19 protein-coding genes are annotated in these 21217 nt (G+C 66.0%); 8 read left to right on the top strand and 11 right to left on the bottom strand.

Annotation, left to right across the window (positions count from 1 at the left end; translation table 11 throughout):
- Positions 1 to 23: 23 nt before the first annotated feature.
- Complete coding sequence (locus OZN62_RS11480; RefSeq protein WP_269099885.1) at positions 24 to 2045, bottom strand: TonB-dependent receptor plug domain-containing protein; 2022 nt, start codon at positions 2043 to 2045, stop codon at positions 24 to 26.
- 93 nt (positions 2046 to 2138) lie between these two features.
- Here OZN62_RS11480 and OZN62_RS11475 point away from each other — a divergent pair, with 93 nt between their 5' ends.
- The gene (locus tag OZN62_RS11475; protein WP_269099884.1) at positions 2139 to 4313 is read left to right on the top strand and encodes an outer membrane protein assembly factor BamB family protein; all 2175 of its coding nucleotides are present in this window, start codon (positions 2139 to 2141) and stop codon (positions 4311 to 4313) included.
- Positions 4314 to 4316: 3 nt separating this feature from the next.
- Here OZN62_RS11475 and OZN62_RS11470 read toward each other — a convergent pair whose 3' ends face one another.
- Genes OZN62_RS11470 through OZN62_RS11455 form a run of 4 tightly spaced genes read right to left on the bottom strand, consistent with a single transcriptional unit; the run spans position 4317 to position 9437 of the window.
- Complete coding sequence (locus OZN62_RS11470) at positions 4317 to 4799, bottom strand: hypothetical protein (protein ID WP_269099883.1); 483 nt, start codon at positions 4797 to 4799, stop codon at positions 4317 to 4319.
- Between the two features lie 30 nt (positions 4800 to 4829).
- Positions 4830 to 6299, bottom strand: coding sequence for an aldehyde dehydrogenase (locus tag OZN62_RS11465; protein WP_269099882.1), 1470 nt, complete (start codon positions 6297 to 6299; stop codon positions 4830 to 4832).
- Between the two features lie 10 nt (positions 6300 to 6309).
- Positions 6310 to 8532, bottom strand: a complete 2223-nt coding sequence (locus tag OZN62_RS11460; protein WP_269099881.1) for an outer membrane protein assembly factor BamB family protein — start codon at positions 8530 to 8532, stop codon at positions 6310 to 6312.
- Positions 8529 to 9437, bottom strand: coding sequence for an SDR family oxidoreductase (locus OZN62_RS11455; protein ID WP_269099880.1), 909 nt, complete (start codon positions 9435 to 9437; stop codon positions 8529 to 8531). Before OZN62_RS11455 ends, OZN62_RS11460 begins: the two co-directional genes overlap by 4 nt.
- A gap of 82 nt (positions 9438 to 9519) precedes the next feature.
- On the opposite strand from OZN62_RS11455, the gene OZN62_RS11450 reads away from it, so the two are divergent.
- Entirely contained in the window at positions 9520 to 11091 is a 1572-nt protein-coding gene (locus OZN62_RS11450; protein WP_269099878.1) for a tannase/feruloyl esterase family alpha/beta hydrolase, read from the top strand.
- On the opposite strand, the gene OZN62_RS11445 is transcribed toward OZN62_RS11450, so the two are convergent.
- From OZN62_RS11445 to OZN62_RS11435, 3 genes are read right to left on the bottom strand one after another with little or no spacing between them, the layout of a single operon-like run.
- Positions 11088 to 11456, bottom strand: coding sequence for a hypothetical protein (locus tag OZN62_RS11445; RefSeq protein WP_269099876.1), 369 nt, complete (start codon positions 11454 to 11456; stop codon positions 11088 to 11090). The two genes, OZN62_RS11450 and OZN62_RS11445, sit on opposite strands and share 4 nt — an antisense overlap.
- On the bottom strand, positions 11453 to 11869 hold the full coding sequence (locus OZN62_RS11440; protein WP_269099874.1) for a c-type cytochrome: 417 nt from the start codon (positions 11867 to 11869) through the stop codon (positions 11453 to 11455). The genes OZN62_RS11445 and OZN62_RS11440 overlap by 4 nt, the downstream gene beginning before the upstream one ends.
- Positions 11866 to 13428, bottom strand: a complete 1563-nt coding sequence (locus OZN62_RS11435; protein ID WP_269099873.1) for an FAD-binding oxidoreductase — start codon at positions 13426 to 13428, stop codon at positions 11866 to 11868. The genes OZN62_RS11440 and OZN62_RS11435 overlap by 4 nt, the downstream gene beginning before the upstream one ends.
- 75 nt (positions 13429 to 13503) lie before the next feature.
- On the opposite strand from OZN62_RS11435, the gene OZN62_RS11430 reads away from it, so the two are divergent.
- Together OZN62_RS11430 and OZN62_RS11425 are read left to right on the top strand one after the other, a co-directional pair.
- Complete coding sequence (locus OZN62_RS11430; protein WP_269099872.1) at positions 13504 to 14391, top strand: hypothetical protein; 888 nt, start codon at positions 13504 to 13506, stop codon at positions 14389 to 14391.
- Positions 14391 to 15599, top strand: coding sequence for an MFS transporter (locus OZN62_RS11425; RefSeq protein WP_269099871.1), 1209 nt, complete (start codon positions 14391 to 14393; stop codon positions 15597 to 15599). The genes OZN62_RS11430 and OZN62_RS11425 overlap by 1 nt, the downstream gene beginning before the upstream one ends.
- On the opposite strand, the gene OZN62_RS11420 is transcribed toward OZN62_RS11425, so the two are convergent.
- Both OZN62_RS11420 and OZN62_RS11415 read right to left on the bottom strand, forming a co-directional pair.
- Positions 15589 to 16017, bottom strand: coding sequence for a nuclear transport factor 2 family protein (locus OZN62_RS11420; RefSeq protein WP_269099869.1), 429 nt, complete (start codon positions 16015 to 16017; stop codon positions 15589 to 15591). The two genes, OZN62_RS11425 and OZN62_RS11420, sit on opposite strands and share 11 nt — an antisense overlap.
- Positions 16014 to 16502: a MarR family winged helix-turn-helix transcriptional regulator gene (locus tag OZN62_RS11415; RefSeq protein WP_269099868.1), complete on the bottom strand. Its 489-nt coding sequence runs from the start codon at positions 16500 to 16502 to the stop codon at positions 16014 to 16016. Before OZN62_RS11415 ends, OZN62_RS11420 begins: the two co-directional genes overlap by 4 nt.
- Positions 16503 to 16647: 145 nt before the next feature.
- On the opposite strand from OZN62_RS11415, the gene OZN62_RS11410 reads away from it, so the two are divergent.
- Genes OZN62_RS11410 through OZN62_RS11395 form a run of 4 tightly spaced genes read left to right on the top strand, consistent with a single transcriptional unit; the run spans position 16648 to position 20607 of the window.
- Positions 16648 to 18138 carry a carotenoid oxygenase family protein gene (locus tag OZN62_RS11410; RefSeq protein WP_269099866.1) on the top strand — a complete coding sequence of 497 codons (1491 nt, stop codon included), beginning with the start codon at positions 16648 to 16650 and terminating at the stop codon, positions 18136 to 18138.
- Positions 18139 to 18161: 23 nt separating this feature from the next.
- The gene (locus OZN62_RS11405; RefSeq protein ID WP_269099865.1) at positions 18162 to 19196 is read left to right on the top strand and encodes a hypothetical protein; all 1035 of its coding nucleotides are present in this window, start codon (positions 18162 to 18164) and stop codon (positions 19194 to 19196) included.
- The gene (locus tag OZN62_RS11400) at positions 19193 to 19627 is read left to right on the top strand and encodes a hypothetical protein (RefSeq protein ID WP_269099864.1); all 435 of its coding nucleotides are present in this window, start codon (positions 19193 to 19195) and stop codon (positions 19625 to 19627) included. The genes OZN62_RS11405 and OZN62_RS11400 overlap by 4 nt, the downstream gene beginning before the upstream one ends.
- Positions 19624 to 20607, top strand: coding sequence for a hypothetical protein (locus tag OZN62_RS11395; RefSeq protein WP_269099863.1), 984 nt, complete (start codon positions 19624 to 19626; stop codon positions 20605 to 20607). The genes OZN62_RS11400 and OZN62_RS11395 overlap by 4 nt, the downstream gene beginning before the upstream one ends.
- A gap of 61 nt (positions 20608 to 20668) precedes the next feature.
- Here the strand turns inward: OZN62_RS11395 and OZN62_RS11390 are convergent, their stop codons facing one another.
- A complete protein-coding gene (locus OZN62_RS11390) occupies positions 20669 to 21181 on the bottom strand; it encodes a DUF1097 domain-containing protein (protein WP_269099862.1) in 513 nt (170 codons plus the stop codon).
- Positions 21182 to 21217 lie beyond the last annotated feature (36 nt).

The raw sequence follows: 21217 nt of genomic DNA, 5'->3' as shown, positions 1-21217 counted from the left end.
CGCCTATGTGCGCGGCTGCCTATTCAGAAACCCCAGCGCAGGCCGACCCAGAAGGTCTGCGGCACGCCAAGGTCCATCGACCCGCCCTGGTTGCGGGTGATGATCTCGGTATCGAACAGGTTTTCGGCGCGGCCGATCAGCTTCAGCTGGTCCATCAACGGCACCTGCACGAACAGGTCCATCGTCGTGGCTGCGGGCAGGACGTCGTTCTCCTGGTCGCCCTCGAACTGGTCGGCCACATGGCGCAGCGTAACCGAGAGGAACCCGTCCTCGACCACCCGCATGACGGCGGTCATGCTGGCCGACAGGTCCGGCGTCTGCGGCGGGCGGTTGCCGTCGAGCGGGGCGGCAAAGCCGGTGCCGACCACTTCGGCGTCGGTCACCGCCAGCGAACCGGTCAGGCTGAATGGCCCCTGCTCCACCGAGGCAGCGAATTCGAAGCCGGTCGCCTCGATTGCGTCGAGGTTGCGGCGCTGGCGCAGGTTCGGCTCCAGCGTGACATTGGCAATCGCGCCTTCCACCTGGTTGTCGAAATAGGTGATGGAGAAGGCCACGCCCTCTGCCGCCACGATATCGGCGCCGACTTCCCAGCCTTCCAGCCGCTCGGGTTCGAGATCCGCATTGGCCTGCGTCACCACCGGGAAGACCACGAAGGGACGGTAGAGCTCGTTCAGTGTAGGCAGGCGGAAGCCCGAATAGGCCGCCGCACGCAGCCGCAGCGCATCGCTCACGTCGACCAGCGCGCCGGTGCGCCAGGTGACCTCCCAATCCGAACGGTCGGCGTAGGTCTCGTCCGTCAGCACCGCGCCGCCGGCGTCCAGCGCGCGGTAGAAGCCGTCGGTGATCGAATAGCGATCCGCGCGCACGCCGCCCGTCAGGGTAACGGGGCCGATCTGCCAGTCGTCCTCGATATAGAGGCCGAAGTCAGTATTTACGCCGCCCGCGAAACGGTTTTCGCGCAGCGCGCCGGTGAAAGCGGAGTAGCTGTCCTCGAACAGGTCGCCCTCGCTGCGACGGTAGTCGGCACCGATACGCAGGGTGTGCGCATCGCCCACCGGAGGCCGCACTTCCAGCTTGCCGCCCAGGCCGCTGGCAGGCGTATCCTTCTGGTCCAACACCGGCACGAAGCGGGTGGAGGAAATCACGACATTGGTGAAGTTGCGCCACTGGCCATAGACCAGCGCATCGACTTCCCAGTCACCGCGAGAGACGAGGCGCAACGACACGTCCTGCCCCTCGATCGAATTGTCCGCGCCCTGGAAACGCAGCGTGCGGTTGTCCTCGAAGGCGAGCACGCGGGCCTGCACTTCGAGGTCGTCGCCCACGGGCTGCACGATGCGGCCGCCCACCGACCAGGCATCGTAGCTGGCGCGCGCCGTGGCGGGCACGCGGTCCGCCTCGGGCGTGGTGAAGAAGCCCTGGCCGCGATCCCAGCGACCGGTGATCACGGCAAAGCCATCGCCCACTTCCGGCGCGAAGGTGGCGGAAAGCTCGGTTTCCTCGCGATCGTTGATCAGGGCGGAACCGCTGAACATGTCCAACGTCGCAGCATCGGCGCTTTCCAGCTGGATCGTGCCCGCCAGCGCGCCCGAGCCGAAGGGGCCGGAGCCGCCACCGCGCGTCACGCGCACGGAGCTCAGCGCATAGGGATCGACAGCGCTGAAGGGGATATAGCCGAAGAACGGGTCGCCCATCGGCACACCGTCGAGCAGCACCAGCGCGCGGCTGGAAGCATTGCCGCCCAGCGCGCGCAGGGTGGCGCCCTGTGCGGACGGATTGGCAGAGCGGCTGTCCGACCGGCGGAACTGCTGGAAGCCCGCGACATTGGACAGCACGTCCTCCAGCCGGCCTGAAGCGGCGGTGACGATCTCGTCTCGCTCGATTTCGACCGTGGAATAGGCCGGAGCGGCAGGCGTATCGGGCAAGCCCTCGCCCAGCACGACGATGACGTTCTCGGTCTCCTCCCCGTCTTCCTGCGCCATGGCAGGGGTGGCGAGAAACAGCGTGGCGGCGCTGGCGAGCAACAGGTTCTTCATGGCAATCATCGTCCGAAATTGATTTTGTCCGAAATCCCCTAGCGGCCAAATCTTGCCGCGTCACCCCACCTTTGGCAGGTAGTGCGTCGAGGGGAGAAATAAATGCGATTTTCGAGCGCTAGATTGACGGCAGGGGCAGCGCTGGCCGCCTTGGCGATGACGCAGGCACTGGGCCAGACCGTGCCCGATTTCCCGCCGGTCACCGATGCGGAAATCCAGAACCCCGATCCGGCGGACTGGCTCAGCTGGCGGCGCACGCTGGATAGCTGGGGCTATTCCCCGCTCGACCAGATCAACCTGGGGAACGCAGGGCAACTGCGCATGGTCTGGGCCATGCCGCTGCCACCCGGCCACCAGGAAGGCACGCCGCTGGTGCATGACGGGATCATCTACTTCCCCGGCCCCGCCGACACGATCCACGCCATCGACGCGCGCAGCGGCCAGTTGATCTGGCGCTACAACCGCCAATTGCCCGAAGACCTCGGCGACTACCTGCCGGTCTACGATACCACCCGCAATATCGCGCTCTACGGCCACCTGATCATCGGCAATTCGGCGGACGACTACCTTTACGCCCTCGATGCCCGCACCGGCGAACTGGTGTGGGAGACGCAGATCCTCGATTACCGGCAGGGCGCCAAGCAGAGCAGCGGCCCGATCATTGCCGAAGGTCTCGCCATCACCGGACGCTCTTGCGAGCCGGAGGGTGGCCCCGCGGCCTGCGTCATCACCGCGCACGATGCCGAGACAGGCGAGGAAGTCTGGCGCACGCCGATCATCGCGCAAGGCGACGATCCGAACGATGCGACATGGGGTGGCCTGCCGCTGACCGAGCGCATGCAGGTCGGTGCGTGGATGATCGCCAGCTACGATCCCGAACTGCGCCTCGTCTACATGGGCACGTCGGTCACCGCCCCCGCGCCCAACATCTCGCTGGCGGGTAACGAGCACGATTACCTCTACCACAACTCCACGCTGGCGCTGGACGTGGAGACGGGTGCAATCCGCTGGCACTACCAGCACCTCGTCGACAACTGGGACCTCGACCACACCTTCCCGCGCTTCCTGGTGGACCAGCAGGTCGCCCCCGATGCGCGGGACGTGGCATGGATCGCCGACGACATCGAGCCGGGGCGCACCTATCGCACCGTCACCGGCGTGCCGGGCAAGACCGGCGTGGTCTACACGCTGGACCGCGAGACCGGGCGCTTCCTCTGGGCGCGTCCGACGGTTAGGCAGAACGTCGTGCAGTCGATCGACCCGGCGACGGGCCGCGTCACGCCCAATCCCGCCACCGTGCCCACCGAATATGGCACCAACCACGAGGTCTGCCCCTCCGCCAGCGGTGGGGCGAACTACATGGCCGGGGCCTACAGCCCGCTGACCGGATCGATGTATTTCCCGCTGCAGAACACCTGCGGCGAAATGGTCGCGCTCGATCCCGCGGACAATCCGGGCGTCTATGGCATCGCCTCACGCAGCTATATCCCGGCCGAGGCCGGCGGCCTGCTGGGCAGTATCCACGCGGTGAACGCCGTAACCGGGGCGAGCGAATGGACGCACAACCAGCGCCCCGGGATGCAGTCGCTGATGACGACGGGCGGCGGCCTGCTGTTCGCCGGCGACGCAGATGGCTGGTTCTCCGCGCACGACCAGCGCAACGGTCGCGTGCTGTGGCAGGTCAACCTCGGCAGTTCAGTGACCGGCTATCCGGCCACCTTCGCCGTCGATGGCCAGCAATATGTCGCGGTCTCCACCGGGCGCTGGCTCAACGATGCCTTCACCCCGGAACTGACGCACGGCACGCAGAACACGCTGTTCGTCTTCGCCCTGCCCGAGGCCGGGATCGGTCATCCGGGGCCGGCGCGCGAGCAGCTCAACCCGCGCGGCGAGGTGGTGTCGGTCGACCCGCCCCGTGCCGAGGCTTCCGCCTTCAGCCGCCTGACCGGCGCGGGCGTCTATTCCGCGGCGCAGGCCGAACGCGGCGCCGGGGTCTACGCCCGCAATTGCGCGGCCTGTCACGGCGCGGATTTCCAGTCGGCGGCGGGCGTGCCGACCGTGCGCGGCGATGCCTTCCTCGCCAACTGGCGCGGGCGCAGCGTGGCCGAGTTCTTTGCCTACACCCGCGACTTCATGCCGACCGGCATGGGCGGCTCGCTGAGCGATACGGACTACCTGGCGGTGACGGCCTACCTGCTGTCAGTGAACGGCTACCCTGCAGGCGAGGAACCGCTCGACCCGGACGAGGCGCTGCTGGCGGCTATCGGGATCGAGTGAAAATTACTGGGCCTTCTGGTACCCACAATGCGACAACTGCAGGGTTCTCAGAAGTGGAAAGGTTTCACTGATCGCATTCCTGCGAGCTGGTCCGCAGTTCTTTACGGCATTCCTGACTTGCGCGACGAATTCATCAATCGACATAAGCTTAGCGCCCGCAATGGAAGTACGGGTGTGAGGTCGAGCAGCACAAATTGCAATCTGCTCAACTTCCCTGCTTTGCGGAAGCCAAGTAAAAATTTCAGCGAGGATGTACTCTCTACCTCGCTCAAACTTCTTCTTGAATCTCTCTTCGCGTTTCGCCCAAGAAAGGGCATCAGTCGAAGGCTCGTAGTGAACTAAATGCCCATTGTGCGGATCGTACCCAACGACATCAAGTTCCATCGCCCATCCACCATGCGCCAACCTTCCGACCTTGGTGTTCCTCCGAATCAAATACCCCTGCCATTCGAGGTACTCGGAGATCAGTGATTCAAGGTGATTCATGAAGTTGGTCTCACGGGTGCCACTTAAGGATCAGACCTCCACCGCCGCGTCCGTCAGGATCGTCTTGGTTTCAACGTAGGCGTGAATGCCTTCGTCGCCGCCTTCGCGGCCGATGCCCGACTGCTTGAAGCCGCCGAAGGGGGCAGTCCATTCCATGCGCATGCCGTTCTGACCCACTACACCCGTGCGCACGCGCCGGGCGATGTCGTAGGCGGCTTGCGCATCGTTGGTGAAAACCGAGCCGTTGAGGCCGTAGTCGCTCTCGTTGGCGATGCGGATGGCGTCTTCCTCGTCCTCCGCCGGGATCAGGCAAAGGACCGGGCCGAAGATCTCCTCCTGCGCGATCTTCGACTGGTTATCGACATTCGCGAACAGGGTTGGCTCGATGTAATAGCCCTTGTTCATGTGCGCCGGGCGCTGGCCGCCGGTGACGAGGTCCGCCCCGCTCTCGCGGCCGGCGGCGATATAGCCCTCGATCCGTTCGAGCTGGCGCTTCATGGCCACGGGACCAAGCTGCGTGCCTTCGTCTTCCGGATGGCCGATGGTGATGCCCTTCATCACGCCCGCGATGGCTTCGGCCAGTTCGTCGTGCCGGGCCTTGGGCACGATGGCGCGGCTGAGCATGGCGCAGACCTGCCCGCTCATCACGGTGATGGTGTTGCCGAGGATACCGGCGGCAGCCTCGATGGGGAAATCGTCGCGGATGATCGCCGCCGATTTGCCGCCCAGTTCGAAGGTGGCGCGCACCATGTTGCCGCCCGCCACGCTGGCGATGTGGCGACCTGCGGCGCTGGAGCCGGTGAAGGTAATCTTGTCGATCAGCTTCGAGTGGATCAGGTGGTCCGCCGCTTCGCGGTCCGAGGGGACGAGGTTCACCGTGCCCGCCGGCATGCCCACGGCTTCCGCGGCCTCGGCGATGATATAGGCTTCCAGCGGGGTCTCGGGCGACGGCTTCATCACCACGGTGCAGCCGGCGATCAGCGCGTAGAACACCTTGTTCGCCATGATCGCGAAGGGCCCGTTCCACGGGGCGATGGCCACCACCACGCCGACAGGCTCGCGGACCACGGTGACCGTGTCCACGGCCATGCCGGGGCGCTGTTCGATCCACTGGAACCGCTCTCCCAGCGAAGCGATGCCACGCAGGCCCGCAACGCCGCCTGCATGCATCGGCCCGGCCGCGCTGGCGAGGCCGCCGATCTGGGCAGTCCAGGCCTTGGCCAGTTCGGGCACGCGCGGTTCGAGATAGTCGACCATCTGCATCAGCTTGGCCATGCGCTCCATGGGAGGCGTGGTCGGCCACGGGCCATGGTCGAAGGCTTCGCGTGCGGCGGCCACGGCGGCGTCCATGTCGGCGGGGCCGGCATGGGCGACGCGGGCAACGATCTCCTCGCTCGCCGGGTTCTCCACCTCGATCCAGTCGCCGGACCGGGCCGCGACCCATTCGCCGCCGATGAACAGCTTGTCGGGATGGGCGATATTGACGCCTTCGGGGGTCATGGCAGGCCTCCTAGTAGTTGGAGAGGATGGTCAGCGCCTGGCTGTCGAGCGGCAGGCCACGGCGTTGCAGTTCCAGTTCGCGTTCGCGCAGCGGGCCCTGCAGGCTGATGAGATAGGCATGGATCGCCCGCACATCCTCCTCGCTGAGGCGATCGGCGAAGCTGGGCATGCCCTGGTTCACGAACAGGCCCTGCAGCAGGATCTGGTCGAAACCGGCATGGATGTTGGGCGCCATCCGCCGCAGGTCCGGCAGCGGTGCGCGCGGCTGGTTGGAGTGGCAGATCATGCAATTCTCGGTGAACAGCGCACCACCCATGGCGAGGTATTCGGGCGTTACGCCTTCATACTGTTCGGGCGGAGCGGGAGCCGGTTCCAGCGGCGGCAGGTCGTCCGGTACCGGCACCTCGCCGCCATCCAGCCTGAACACCAGCAAGCGGTTGGCATTGCCCTTGGCATAGGCCGCCGAATAGCCGGGCACGAAGCCCCAGCCACCGCCGCCCCAGCCGGTCTGCACGGCGACATATTGCACGCCGTCGACGCTGTAGGTCATCGGCGCGGCCATGATGGTGGAGCCGGTCTCGACACTCCACAGCACTTCGCCGGTTTCGGAATCGCGGGCGAAGACCGTGCCCGCCGCATTGCCGTGGAAGACCAGGCCGCTCTGCGTGGCGAGCACGCCGTGACGGTCTTGCCAGCCCAGCGAATCCACCGCCCACTTGGTCTCGCCGGTCATCGGGTCGATGGCGCGCAACTGGCTTTCGTAGGGCTTGTCGACCACCCATTGCCACGTCTCCAGCTGCTCCATCGCCATGCGCATGGGCGGCGGCAGCGTACCCGCAGCGGCCTGCAGGTCGGCAGTGAAGATGATCGCCGTGCCGGGGTTGAGGAACTTCTCCTGCCGTTCCGGCGGCACGTTCGGATCGCCGGTCAGGAACAGCAGGTTCCCCATGTCCAGCACGTGGGCGAAATAGGTGTCCCGGCCCGGATCGTAGGCAGCGGGATACCAGTTGCGCGCGCCTGGAGAGCCGGGGAAGACGATCTGCGCCTGGTCGCGATAGTCGCTCAGTTCCGGCGTCAGGTTCGGGCGACCGGCCTCGTAATCCCAGCCGTCGGCCCAGCTCATCCGCACCAGCGGATTGGCCTGGTGGACGCGGCCGTCCTCGCGGTCGATCACGAAGAAGAAGCCGTTTTTCGGCGTGTGCAGCACGACCGGGCGCTGCTCGCCTCCGATCTCGCGCGTGTCGAGGATCATCGGCTGCGTTGCCGTCAGGTCCCAGCTGTCGCCGGGGGTCTGCTGGATGTACCAGTTCATCTCCCCGCTCTCGCGGTCCACCGCAACGAGGCTGGAGAGGTAGAGGTTGTCGCCCCCGCCCGGCGAACGGACGTGGACGTTGATCGGGTCACCATTGCCGGTGCCGATGATGACCTGGTCGAATTCGGGATCGTAGACGATGGCATCCCATGCCGTGCCGCCCAGCCCGATGTCGTAGCGCGCGTCCTCGCTCCAGGTTTCCAGCGCGGCTTCGAGTTCGGGATGTTCCTGCGGGCCGAGGTCCGGATCGCGCGGCACGGTGAAGAAGCGCCAGGCCTGCGAACCGTCGGACACCTTGTAGGCGGTGACATAGCCGCGCGTATCGTATTCGGCGCCGGCATTGCCGATCACCACCAGGTCGCCAGCCAGTTCCGGGGCGCCGGTGACGGTGTAGGCGCGGCCACGGTCGGTAATCGTGTCCACCTGCCAGACGATCGAGCCGTCGTCCGCATCGAGCGCGTAGAGGATGCCGTCGACTGCGGCGACCAGCACCAGCTTGCCGTCTGCGGTATCCGCCACGGCGACGCCGCGGTTGGCCCAATCGCAGCAGATCGAGCGGGCGATCTGCATGTCCATCTCGGGCGTGAAGGTCCACAGCTCCTCACCCGTTGCGGCGTTCAGCGCATAGGTCTTGCCGAGGTTGCCGGAGGTATACATCACCCCGTCGATGACGACCGGCGTGGCTTCCTGCACGCGCTCCGTGCCAAGATCGTATTCCCACGCCAGGCCCAACTGGGCGACATTGCCGGGGTTGATGCCCTCCAGCCGCGAGAAGTGGCTTTCGGCCCAGTCGCCACCGGGATTGTCCCAATTCTCGCCCGCACCATAGGTGCCGGTATCGATGCTCTCGGGATCGAAGCTGTCACCGCAAGCGGCCAGGGCGAGGCTGGCGGCGGCGGCCAATGCAAACTTGCGGATCATGCGGGCCAAGCTCCCTGGTACTGTTCAAACACTGATTTCAACGTGCGCGGCTTCTTGCCGGTGATGCGTTCCACATCGTCGGATTCGATATCCATGAAGCCTTCGCGAATGGACTGGCCGAAGGTCACCATGCCTTCGCTCGCCCACGGAATGGGCGTGTCCGGCGTCAGGTCCTCCGACTTGCGCACGGCGCCGATGGCATCGAAGTACTGGTACATGCCTTCATCATCGACGAGCTGGACCTCGATCGGCTTGCCGGCCATTTCCGCCACCAGCGCCATGGCATCGGGCAACTGCCAAAGCTCCGGCCCTGTCACATCGTAGGCCTTGTTCTCATGGCCCTGCTGCGTGAGCACGGCGACGGCAATGGCCACGCAATCGTCGCGGCTGACAATCGGCACCCGGCCCTTGCCCGCGTTTTCCGGCTTCGAACCGGAAGTCAACGCGGGGATCGCCATCGCGGTGGCCACGGCTTCGGCGTAGAGGCTGTTGCGCAGGAACGTGTAGGCGACGTCCGATTGCTCCAGCAGCTTCTCGGTGGCGATATGATCAAAGCCTTCGACGGACGGATTGCCGGGTCGCCGGACGCCGAGCAGCGAGGTGTAGACAATGTGCTGCACGCCCGCGTCCACCGCCGCCTTGATCGCATTACCATGCTGGCGTGGCCGTTCGCCGACCATGGTGGTGGAGATCAGCAGCAGCTTTTCGCCGCCTGCCATGGCATCGGCCAGACCATCGGGACTGTCGAAATCGGCAGCACGGACTTCCGCGCCGCGCTCGGCGAGGTCCGCCAGCTTCTCCGGCGAGCGGGTGAGCGCGATCACCTCCTGCCCCATGTCCAGCAATTGCGAAGCGGCGGCATGGCCGAACTGGCCGGACGCGCCGGATACGATGATCTTGCCCAACTTCCTCTCCCGGTGCAGGCTCTTCCTGTTGCCGCAACCATAACAGGTGTTACGATTGAGGCAATAAGGGGGAGATTGCCTGATGACCGCTCGTTTCCTGATTTCTACCGCCCTGGCCGGAGCCGCGATGGGCATGGCGACGCCGGCGCTTGCCGCCTGCGAAGACCTTGCCGGCTTCGCGCTGGAGAACGGCTCCGTCACCGCAGCAGAAGTGGTGCCGGCCGGCGCGTTCGAGCAGCCGGGCGCTGGCGGGATCAACCCCGGCATCGGTGCAGGTGCCTATGGCGACGTGCCCGCCTTCTGCCGCGTGCAGGTCCACCTCACCCCCAGCGACGATAGCGACATTCGCAGCGAGGTCTGGCTGCCGCTGGATGGCTGGAACGGCAAGTATGTCGGCATCGGCAACGGCATCTGGGCCGGCTCGATCAGCTATTCGCAAATGGCCGAGCCAATACGCCGCGGCTATGCCACGGCCAGCACCGACACCGGCCATACGGGCAACGGGCTGACCGCCGAATGGGCCGTCGGGCACCCGGAACGGCTGGTCGATTTCGGCCACCGTGCGGTGCATGTCACCACGGTAGCGGCGAAAGCGCTGGTGCGTGAATTCTACGGCCGCGGGCCGGACCTTTCACTCTGGAATTCCTGTTCCACCGGCGGGCGACAGGGCCTGATGGCCGCGCACCGCTATCCCGACGATTTCGACGCGATCAGCGCCATGGCCCCGGCCAATCCGATGACCGACCTGATGGTGCAATCCATGTGGGCCGGCTGGCAGCCGCAGCGCTGGGGCGCGGCGATGAGCCCGCAGGTGCTGGGCCTGGTGCACAGTGCCGCCGTGGCACAGTGCGATGCGCTGGACGGCGTGGAAGACGGCGTGATCGGTCGCCCGCAGCAGTGCACCTTCGATCCCGAGCGGCTGATGTGCCGTGCGGGCCAGAGCGAGGGCTGCCTATCCACCCCGCAGGTGCGGGCGGTGCAGAGCATCTATCGCGGGACGCGCGGCGCTGATGGGACGCAACTGCTGCCCGGCTGGCCGATCGGCAGCGAGATGCAATTGCTGGCGCTGGTCATGGGGCAGGAGCCCTTCCCCGTCGCCACCAGTTACTTTCGCGATCTGGTCTACGGCGGCAACGAGAGCTTCGACTGGCGCGCAACGCCCTATCGCCAGTACCTCGCCGATGGCCGCGCCTACGGGGAGGACATCCTGAACGTGCCGAGCGACGGACTTGGCGCCTTCTTCGCGCGCGGTGGCAAGCTGCTGCTGAGCCACGGCTGGAACGACGGGCTGATCCCGGCCACCAACACCCTCGCCTTCTATCGCGGCCTCTACTCCGCCACGCCCGCAAGCCAGCGCGACAGCCAGCTGCGACTGTTCATGGCGCCGGGCATGGATCACTGCGCGGGCGGTGAGGGGCCGAGCAGCTTCGATACGCTGGGAGTAATCGACGACTGGGCGACAACGGGTGTCGCGCCGACACGCATCCTGGCCACGCGCCCGACCGAGGTTGGCGGCTTCCCCGGCCAGCCGCCCGCTCCTCCGCGTGAGCCGATGAGGCGGCCGCTGTGCCCCTATCCGCTGGTCGAGACCTGGGATGGCGTCGGCGACCCGATGGCGGCCGACAGTTTCACCTGCGCAATGCCGGAAACCTAGGCGCGATTGCGCGGCGCGAGCGTCCAGTCGATCATCACGCCGTCGACGCGGCGTTCCAGCAGTTCGTAACCGGCTTCATGGCCGACGTCCTCGAACAGCACGGCATCGGCCTGACGACTGACCCCGCGCACGAGCGCCGGACGGCGGGCAAAGACCTCGCGCGCCTGGCGGATGCGGTCACCGCCCAGCGCCAGCGTGCGCACGCCTTCGCCGCGCGCCGCTTCCGCCAGCTGGGCGCCGGTGGGGATGTGCGCGTCATAACAGAACAGCGCATCCGTCACGCCGTGCCAGCATACCTTCGACAACCCCGCGGCGACGGGGATTGCCGCAGCCCCGGCCAGGATACTGCGCCGGGTCGCCTTCATGGCGTCACCTCGTGCGGTCCGGCCGCGAGATAATCGGCAATCGCCTGCAGGTCTTCATCCGAAACCTCGCCGCGCGGAATGGCAGGCATGTTGCCGATCCCCTGCCGCGCGGCCAGCACCACATAGGCCGCGGCTAAGTTGTCGCGCGCCTCCAGCAACGCGACTTCGCGCGTGCGGGCGAGCAGGCCGGTGCCCATGCCGTTGGCCGTGTGGCACATGCCGCAATATTCGACGTAGAGCGCTTCGCCGCCGGTGGCATCGGGGCGCTGCGCCAGGGTGACGGGCTGGGGCATCGGCGGCGGCCCGGCCTGCGCCGGCGCTGCCTCCTGCTGGCCCTCGGCATTCTGCGCCGCGGCAACACCGGCGCAACCGGCCAGCAATGCCCCTGCCGCGATCAGAGCTGTCCGCTTCATGCCTGCCTCTCCCCGCGATAGGCGCTGCCCCAGATACCGCTCTTGCCCGGCGCGATGATGCCGTTGGGGTCCAGCGCATCCTTCACCGCCTCGTTCATGCGACCCAGCGCACCGCCGTTGTAGTCGTAGGTGCCCGCGACAAGGTCCATGTAGTCGAGGTGCGTGCGGTACTCGCCGTAGCCCTGCTCCTTCGCGTCCGCCACCAGCGTGCGGAAGAACGGATCGACCTTGGCCATCATGGCCGGATCGTCCTTGTTGAAGATCATCGCGTTGACGTTGGTCAGGTGCCGCTCGCCGAAAGCGAAGCTGCCCTGGTAGTCCATCCCGTATTCCTGGTAGCGCGCATAGGTGCGGCGGAACTGCGCCAGCGCGGCGTCGCCATCCTGCGGGATGATCGGGCTGAAGCCGATGTGCCCGCCGCGTCCGCCGTACCAGTTCACGTTCTGCATCGGGAAGGTCATCGGCGTGCCAGTCCAGCCGGTATATTCCAGCGGCTCGCCCCGCACCCAGCTGGTCGGCTTGATCAGCATCGGGCCGGCATTGCCCATCGCCTCTTCCAGCACCTTGTAGGCCGCCTTGTTCACATCCTCGCGGCCATAGAGGCGCAGCGAGACGCCCCACCAGCCAATGTTGAACTGGCGGCGTATGGCATCGATCACGCTGTCGGACAGCGCGCCCGGCTCGTCGGTCCACTGGTCGCGCGTGGTCACCACGGCGGCGGCACGCATCCAGTTGCCGATGCTTGGCGACTGGGTCAGCAGCCGCTCGCGCCGCAAGGGCGCGATGGTGTCGACCATCACCTTCAGGTCTTCAGGTTTGTCGAACTCGACATCCATGCCCATCAGGCTTTCCGGCTCGGGCATCATCCACATGCCCATCTTGGTGACGATGCCGAAGTTCGACTGGACGAACATCTGGTCCCAGCCGGGACCGAAGCCGAAGGGATAGGCCTGCCAGGTCGGCGCATTGGAGAAGGCGCCCATGCCGGTGCGCACCACTTCGCCATTGGCCAGCACCACTTCCAGCCCGCAGATGTTCTTGGTGTGCTCGCCGTAAGGCGTGTAGCCGACGCCGCGATCGAGCGCGTTGCCCATGACGCTGCCCCAGGAGTTGCCGGGGGTGGAGAGCCAGTAGGGCAGGTTGTTGCGCTGGACGAAGTCGTAAAGGTCGTAGAAGCCGACGCCCGGTTCCAGCAGGACGGTGCCAAGCTCCTCGTCGAACTCGATCTTCTTCATGCGCGACAGGTCGAGCACCACGCTGCCCGCCAGCACCGGGGCGCTGCCGCCGTAGCCAAGGTTCTTGCCGCGCGCGATGGGGAAGATGGGCAGGCGGTATTCGTTGGCGATCCGCACAACCGCCTGGATTTCCTCCACCGTGTCGGGCGCCACCGCGCCGACCGGATGGTGCGCGGCATCGTCCACCGCGAACTTGTCCTGGTAGGTCCGGCGATCGAGATCCTCGAAGAAGCACTTCGAGGCGCCCAGTACCGCTTCCAGCGCGCGCTGCGCCGCGTTGAGCTGTCCCAAGGTCAGACCCGGTGCCAGCGGTGCATCCGCCATGGCTCTCCCCTCTCCACTTTAACGACCGTTACTTTTCAGCTAGTCCACTCCCAAGTCAAGCGAGGGGAGAGGCAATTGACGACGCGCGAGGCGCTTTACGCCGTGCTGGACAGCTATGTCGCCGCGCTCGCCAGCCGCGATCCGGCGCGCGCGCCCATCGCTCCCGACGTCTTCAATACCGAGAACAATGTGCGGCTCGCCGTGGGCGACGGGCTGTGGAACACCATCAGTGCCCGCCACGATTATGACCTGCGTTTCGCCGAACCGGAGCGCGGCCAGGTCGCGCTGTTCACCGCGTTGGAGGAAACCGACGCGCTCAACCCCTGCTGCATCCGTCTGGAAGTGAGCGGCGAGACGATCACCGGCATCGAGACCGTGGTCGCGCGCAACAAGGACGAGGGATTTCCCTTCGGTCCGCAGAAGTTCGAGGACAAGCCCGCCATGCTGGCGCTGGTGCCGGACGCGGAGCGTTCCGGCCGCGAGGAGCTGGTGCGCGTGGCCAACGGCTATTTCGAGACGATCGAGCGTAACGACGGTACGATCAACACGAAATTCTGGCCGCATTGCAACCGCGTCGAGAACGGCGTGCAGACCACCAACAATGCCGATTTTCCGCTGCCCGTCGCGCGGATGGGCTGCGAGGAGCAGTTCGCGCTCGGCTGGTATCGCTATGACGACGACCTGCGCGCCCGCCGCTTTCCGCTGGTGGATGTCGAACGCGGAATCGTGCTGGCCTATGGTTTCATCGATCATTCGGGCAAGCTGGGCGAATACACGCTCACCAACGGAGAGACGGTGAACAGTCCGATCCGCCGCCCGCACTCCTATTACCTGGCCGAGGCCTTCAAGATCCGCGACGGAGCGATCGAGGCGGTCGAGGCCGATTTTCTGACCGTGCCCTATCGCATGCCCAGCCCGTGGGATGCGCGTGAAACCCGACAATCCAATGAGGCCGCCGCCTGATGACCAACCGCACCATTGCCTCGCTCGTCCTGCTGGCCGGCATCTTCGTGATGGAGGGATATGACATCGCCGCCATGGGCCTCGCCGTGGCCCGCCTGGACGAGGCGCTGGGACTGGAACCCGCCAGCTTCGGCTGGGTCTTCACCGCGCTGCTCGTCGGCATCGGCGTGGGCGGCGCGCTGCTGGCGCCCTATGGCGACCGCTTCGGACGGCGCGCGCTGATCGTGGCGGGTGCGGTGGCGACCGGCGTGTTCACGCTGGCGACCAGCACGGCCACCACCGTCACCGAATTTCTCGTCTGGCGCGGCCTCACCGGCATCGCGCTCGGCGCGGCACTGCCCAACGTCAGTGCCCTGTCGGCAGAGCTGGCCCCGGCTCGCCTGCGCGCCACCGTCATGGCGGTGGTTTCGGCGGGCATCCCCTTCGGCATCTTCCTTGCCGGGGTGCTGTCGCCCAACGTCGTGGGCGCATTCGGGTGGCAGGGATTGTTCTACGTGCCGGGTATTCTCGCCTTGCTGCTGGCCGTCTGCCTGTGGGGCCTGCTCGACGGTGGCCCGCCGGAATCGGCAGACAAGGACGGCACCGCCAAGGCGCCGCAGATCCTGCTGTTCCGCCAGCCTTGGATCATCCCCTTCGCCGTGTTCGCGGTGATGCTCGGCTTCAACGCGATGAACCTCTATCTGCTCAACTCGTGGCTGCCGACCTTCCTGCCGCAGGCCGGGTTCGAGCAGGACCTGGCCGACCGCGTTTCCGGCATCGTGCAGTTTGCCGGCATCATCATCGGCGTTGTCGCCAGCTTCGGCATCGACCGCTGGAACAAGAGCTGGACGCTGGTGCTGATGTTCGGCGCAATGGCGCTGTGCTTCTTCGCCGTAAGCGTGTCGCCGCCCGACCGTACCCTGTGGACGCTGTTGCTGTGCGTTGGCGTGGGCGGAGCCAGTGCCGGCGGAATGGTGCTGCCGGCGCTGTGCGTCTACATGTTCGCTCCGCGCCTGCTGTCCACCGCCATCGGCATGGGCGTGATGGTGGCACGGCTGGGCGCCTTTGCCGGGCCGCTGATCGGGCAGGCCGTGCTCAATGCCGAGGGTGGCCCGCAGACCTATTTCTTCATCGCCGGCATTCCCGCCGCGATCTGCGCGCTGGCGGCCCTGGCCGTGCCGCTGGGGCTAAGGGTGAAGCAGCGCGACGAGGCGGCCGCTACGGCCTGAAGTCGAGCCCGCCGACACGTTCCTTGAATCGCCATCCGTGCGGCGTCTGCACCACCAGGTCGGTGAAGGTGCCGACCAGCGGGCTCTTGGCATCCTGCACCGGCAGGCCGCCGTCTTCCGGCGTGTCCCCCATGTAGAGGATGATCACGCTCTTCGCCCGGGCGGTGGCAGGGCCTTCCACGTCGACCAGGGTGTTGGCGATGACGTGGCGTTGCGCCCGCGGCGGGCGCGCCTTGAAGCTGTCGAGGATCGCCTCCCTGCCCACCACCGGGTCGCCCCCGCTAGGGCGGCGGAACACCGCATCTTCGGTATAGAGCGCGGCACAGGCATCCCAGTCCTGCGCATCGTTCGCCCAGACATATTCGTGGATCAGCCGGGTTACCTCGGCCTCGATCTCGCGGCGCAGTTCCTGGTTCATTGGTCCACCACCGGCTTGGTACGTTCGAGGAAGACCGAATGGCCGTCCTCGTCGCGCGCGTCGAGCCGCTCGATCAGCTTTTCGACCGTACTGGCGAATCCCGCCACCTCGTCCGCCTCAAGCTTGCCGAACAGGTAGTGCGCGACAGTCTCGGTCTGCGGACGCATGATCTGGTAGAGCCGCTCGCCTTCCTCCGACAGGGTCAGCCACTTGCGGCGGCGATTGGCGGCGTCGGTTTCCACCTGGATGCGGCCGTGCTTCTCCAGCGCCGCCACGGCCCGGCTGACGCTCATGGCGTTGACGCCGGTCAGCTCGGCCACCTCGTGGCTGGCCGTGCGCCCCAGTGCACCGATCGTCATCAGCAGGCGGAACTCGTTCACGCTGATCTTGTATCGCGCAGAAAGGTGCGTGGAAAACGGTGCCATCAGGCGGTTGGTGAGCTTCAGCAGCCGGTGAAGCAGCACCACCTCGCTGGTCTCGTTCATATGCAGATGGCTGCTTCCGGCGTCAGCGGCACTGCCTTGCACGTCCATCGCTCCCCTCCCCTTTGCGCCTCGTCAATGTTCTGCTCTTGCACCGATTGTAACAACCGTTAGCGTTATCGCCAAGAATCACGGGAGGAGAGAGGCAATGGGCGCTTTTCCGCAGACTATTCACTTCATCGGTACCAACACCCCGCGCCAGCAGGAATATTCGCTGGATAACCTTGAAGTGGAAGGGGAAATCCCCGCCGCCATCAATGGCTCGTTCTTCCGCGCCGTACCCGACAATGCCCATCCGCCGATGTTCGAGGACGACATCGCGCTGAACCATGACGGCATGATCGCCCGCTTCGATATCAAGGACGGCAAGGTCAGCTTCGCCATCAGGTATGTCGAGACCGAACGCTACCTGCTGGAGAAGGAAGCGGGCCGCGCATTGTTCGGCCGTTATCGCAATCCCTTCACCGACGATCCCAGCGTGAAGGGCAAGGATCGCACGGTCGCCAACACCACCCCCGTGTGGCACGGCGGCAGGCTCTTCATGACCAAGGAAGACGGTCGCGGCTACGAGGTCAATCCGCACACGCTGGAGACCCGGGGGCGCTGGGATTACGAGGGCAAGCTGCGCAGCGAGACCTTCACCGCGCACCCGCGCATCGATCCAGTGACCGGCGAGATGTTCTTCTTCGGCTACGAGGCCGGCGGGCTGTGCGATCTCAATGTCGCCTATTGCATCGCCGACAAGGACGGCAACCTCGTCAAGGAACAGTGGTTCGAGCAGCCCTATTGCTCCACCATCCACGACTTCGTGATCACCGAGAAGTACGCGATTTTCCCGATTTTCCCGACGCTGGCAGACCTCGACCGGATCAAGGCGGGTGGCCCGCACTGGGCCCACCATCAGGACCTGCCGAGCTATGTCGGCATCATGCCGCGGTATGGCGACGTGTCGGAAATGGTGTGGATCGAGGGGCCGAAGGGCGTCTCCTGCTTCCACGAGGTGAACGGCTACGATGATGGCGACAAGGTCCACATCGACCTGTGCCTGACCGACACCTGCGCCTTCCAGTTCATGCGCGAGGCCGGCGGGCTGGACATCGACCAGCGCGACATCAAGGGCGCGCTGACCCGGTGGACCATCGACATGAGCGCGCACAAGCCCGCCATCGAGCAGCGCGAACTTGGCCCGACCGGCGACCTGTGCCGGGTGGAGGACGCCGTGCAGGGCCGCCCCTACCCGCGCGCCTGGTACCTCAGCATGAACCCGCAAGCCAAGGGCCCGCCGATGCTGGGCGGCCCGGTGGGGGCGAATTTCAACTGCCTGTTGCGGATCGAGCCGGAAACCGGGCGCCTGTCGATGATGGAGACCCCTCCGGGCGGTGCCATCAGCGAACCGGCCCACGTCGTCTCGCCGGAGGCAGGCCATGGCGGCTGGCTGCTGAGCGTCATCGATATTCCCAACGGCCCTCCGGGTGCGGGCGACCCGTCCGACTATTCCAGCGAGCTGTGGGTGATCGAGGCTGACGCGGTCGAGAAGGGCCCCATTGCCCGGATAAAGACCGGCAAGGCACTGCGCAGCCAGGTGCACGGCACGTGGGTGGCGCGAGAGAAGCTGGCGAACAGCAAGCTTAGCGGTTAAGCTCTTCCGCAGGGGAGAGGAGCATGAGGACAGCTTTAGCCGTAGCGCTGGCCCTGTTGGCCGCGCCCGTCGTGGCGCAGGATGCCACTTTTGAAGAGCAGATGGAGGCGCGCTTCCAGCCGCCGCCTCCCGGCTGGGAGATGCCGCGCACGCAGTGGGGCGACCCGGACCTGCGCGGCAAGTGGCCGGTCGACTACCTCGGGCGCACCCCGCGCGAACGATCGCCTGCACTGGGTGAACGCGCCTTCCTCACTGAAGAGGAATATCGCCGCGCCTTCGACCGCGCGCAGGGCGACCTCGACCGCTATGAAGAGGAGAACGAAGCCGGGCTGATGGCCATGGGCCACTGGGCCGAATTCGGGCACCCGCTGCGGCAAAGCTCGATGATCGTCGAACCCGCCAACGGCCGCTACCCGCCGCTCACCCCGCAGGGTGAGGAATGGCGTGCCAACGAGCGGACCAGCTGGAACACCTACGTGTTCGAGAACATGGACGACTTCGGCATCTTCGACCGCTGCCTGACCCGCGGCATGCCCGGCTCCATGCTGCCCGGCGCCTACAACGGCGGGATCGAGATCTTCCAGTCGCCGGGCCTCGTGGTGATCACGCTGGAGATGATCCACGAAAGCCGCATGGTCTATCTCGACGGACGCGAGGCGCCGCCCGCCGACGTGCAATACGACCTCGGCTTTTCGCGCGGGCACTGGGAAGGCGATACGCTGGTGATCGAGACCACCAATTTCCGTCCCGGCATGTCGATGGGGCCTGCCCCCAATTCGGACCAGCTGCACGTTACCGAACACCTGACGCTGAAGAACGACAACCAGATCCATTACGAGGCCTGGGTCCGCGATCCGGTGGTGATGGAGGGCCACTACAAGCTCGACCTGCCGTGGCTGCGCGAGGACGACTACGGCATGTACGAATACGCCTGCCATGAAGGCAACGTGCAGGTGCGCGGCTACATCATGTCGACCAGCCCCCGCTTCGCCGACGAACGCGCCGCCGCCTGGGAAGCGCAGGGCGTCGAAAACCATGTCAGCGAGCCGGTGCGATGAAATGGCTCTATCATGCCAGCCGCATCGTGTTCGGCGGCTGGTGGGTCTACTCGGGCGCGATGCCCTTCATCGACCCGAGCTGGCAGCCTCTGGGCCAGGAACAGGCCGCCATCGATTTCTCGCTGGCGATGATCGATTCCGGCCTGATGACCTACGTCAAGGTGGCCGAGATCGTGCTCGGCCTGCTGATCCTCGCAAACCGGCTGATGCCGCTGGCAGTCATCGCCATAGCGCCGATCAACTTCGTTATCGTCTACTGGAACTTCGTGCTCGATGAAGGCGTGATCGAATATGTCTTCGGTGCGCTCACCATCGTCTTCAACGTGGTGCTCGCCTGGCCGTGGCGACACTATTTCTGGCAGCTTTTCGACTGGCGCGGGACGCCCGATTTCTCGCTGACTCCGCGCAATTCCTTGGGAGGGGACCAATGACCAAACGCCTGTGCGCCGCGCTGCTTGCCAGCGCTGCCTTCGCCACGCCTGCAACCGCCGAACACCACGCGGCGCCGGACTGCGACCGCGACTGCCTGATCGCCCTGGCCGATGCCTATGCCAGCGGCGTGGTGGCAGACGATCCGGGCGCCGTGCGCTGGACCGACAATGCCGTGGTGGTGGAGAACCTTGCCGCTATCGCACCGGGCGAAGGCATCTTCGACAGCGTCACCGCCGGCCCCGCCAGCGAGTTCGTGATCCACGTTGCCGACCCCGTCAGCCAGCAGGTCGGCCTGCTGGCGCTGATGAGCGAGGGCGAGGAAGACGTGCTGGTCGGCATCCGCCTGCAACTGGGTGAGGACGGCGCCGTGGCCGAGGCGGAACACCTCGTCGCGCGCGACCTGTCACCGCCGCAGCTTGCCAACCTGCAGACCCCGCGCCCGCGGCTGATGGAGCCGGTGCCCGCCGCCTACATGGACAGCCGCGCGCGAATGATCTGGCTCGGCGAGAGCTACTACGACTCGCTCGACAACAACAACTCGCTGCATTCCAACATGGCGGACGATTGCGAGCGGCGCGAAAACGGCTTCCAGACCGCGCGCAACCCGATGGTGCGCGAAAGCAATTTCGGCAACGGCCAGTTCGACCCGGTGTTTGCCTATCTGGGCGGGCTTGGCTGCGCGGCGCAAATGGATACCAACATGTGGGAATACATCACCCGCATCGAGAACCGCCGCGTCGAGATTGCGGACCCGGTGACCGGCCTCGTCTGGGGCGTCAGCCACTTCGAGCACGATTTCGACAAGCAGGACTTCGCGCTGATCGGGGTACCCTGGGCCGACAATCGGCACATGGAATATGACCCTTTCGACATGCCCGCGATCCACATCTACAAGGTCTGGGGCGGCGCGATCCACGAGATCGAGGCGCTGGGCATCGTCATGCCCTACCAGTCTGACCGCTTCTTCGAAGAGGAATGAAAAAAGGCGGGAGAGCCCTCGCTCCCCCGCCTCTTTCCGATAGTCTCAGGATCGCTGCCTATCAGGCTGCGGTATCCTTCTTGGTCAACGCATTGGCGAGGTATTCGGACACGATGCCGAAGATCGCGCCGATGACGACCGAGACGATGGTCGGGACGATGGCACCGAACGGATCCATGCCTTCTTCGCCGGCCATCAGGAAGGTCGCGCCGGCAACGGCAGCAAAGCCGTAGACGCTGGCCGGAATGGTGGCGAGCGGCGGCAGAGCGCTGGCCAGGCAGATCACGAAGGCGCCCAGACCCACGGCCACCGGACCGGCCCAGTCACCCAGGCCCGCAAGCGGCCCCATCAGTGCCCAGATCGCGGCCATGCCGACGAGCGCGCCGAAGCTCATGCCGACGGCAGCCGTCGTCATCCCCTTGGTGCCGCCGCCCGAATGGAAGTGGCAGCCCCAGGCGATGAAGCTGATCCAGACGAGGCCGGGCAGGAAATCCGCCAGCGGCACGCCGAACAGCCAGGTGTCGAGAATGGCAAGCAGGCCCACCGAAACGGCAAGCGCAAGATATGCGGTCATATGTGTTCCCCTCTCCTCAGAGCAGCCTCTCCCGGG

The sequence above is a fragment of the Aurantiacibacter sp. MUD11 genome (assembly GCF_026967575.1).
GTDB lineage: Bacteria > Pseudomonadota > Alphaproteobacteria > Sphingomonadales > Sphingomonadaceae > Alteraurantiacibacter.
This window is presented reverse-complemented; position numbering and strand designations above follow the sequence as displayed.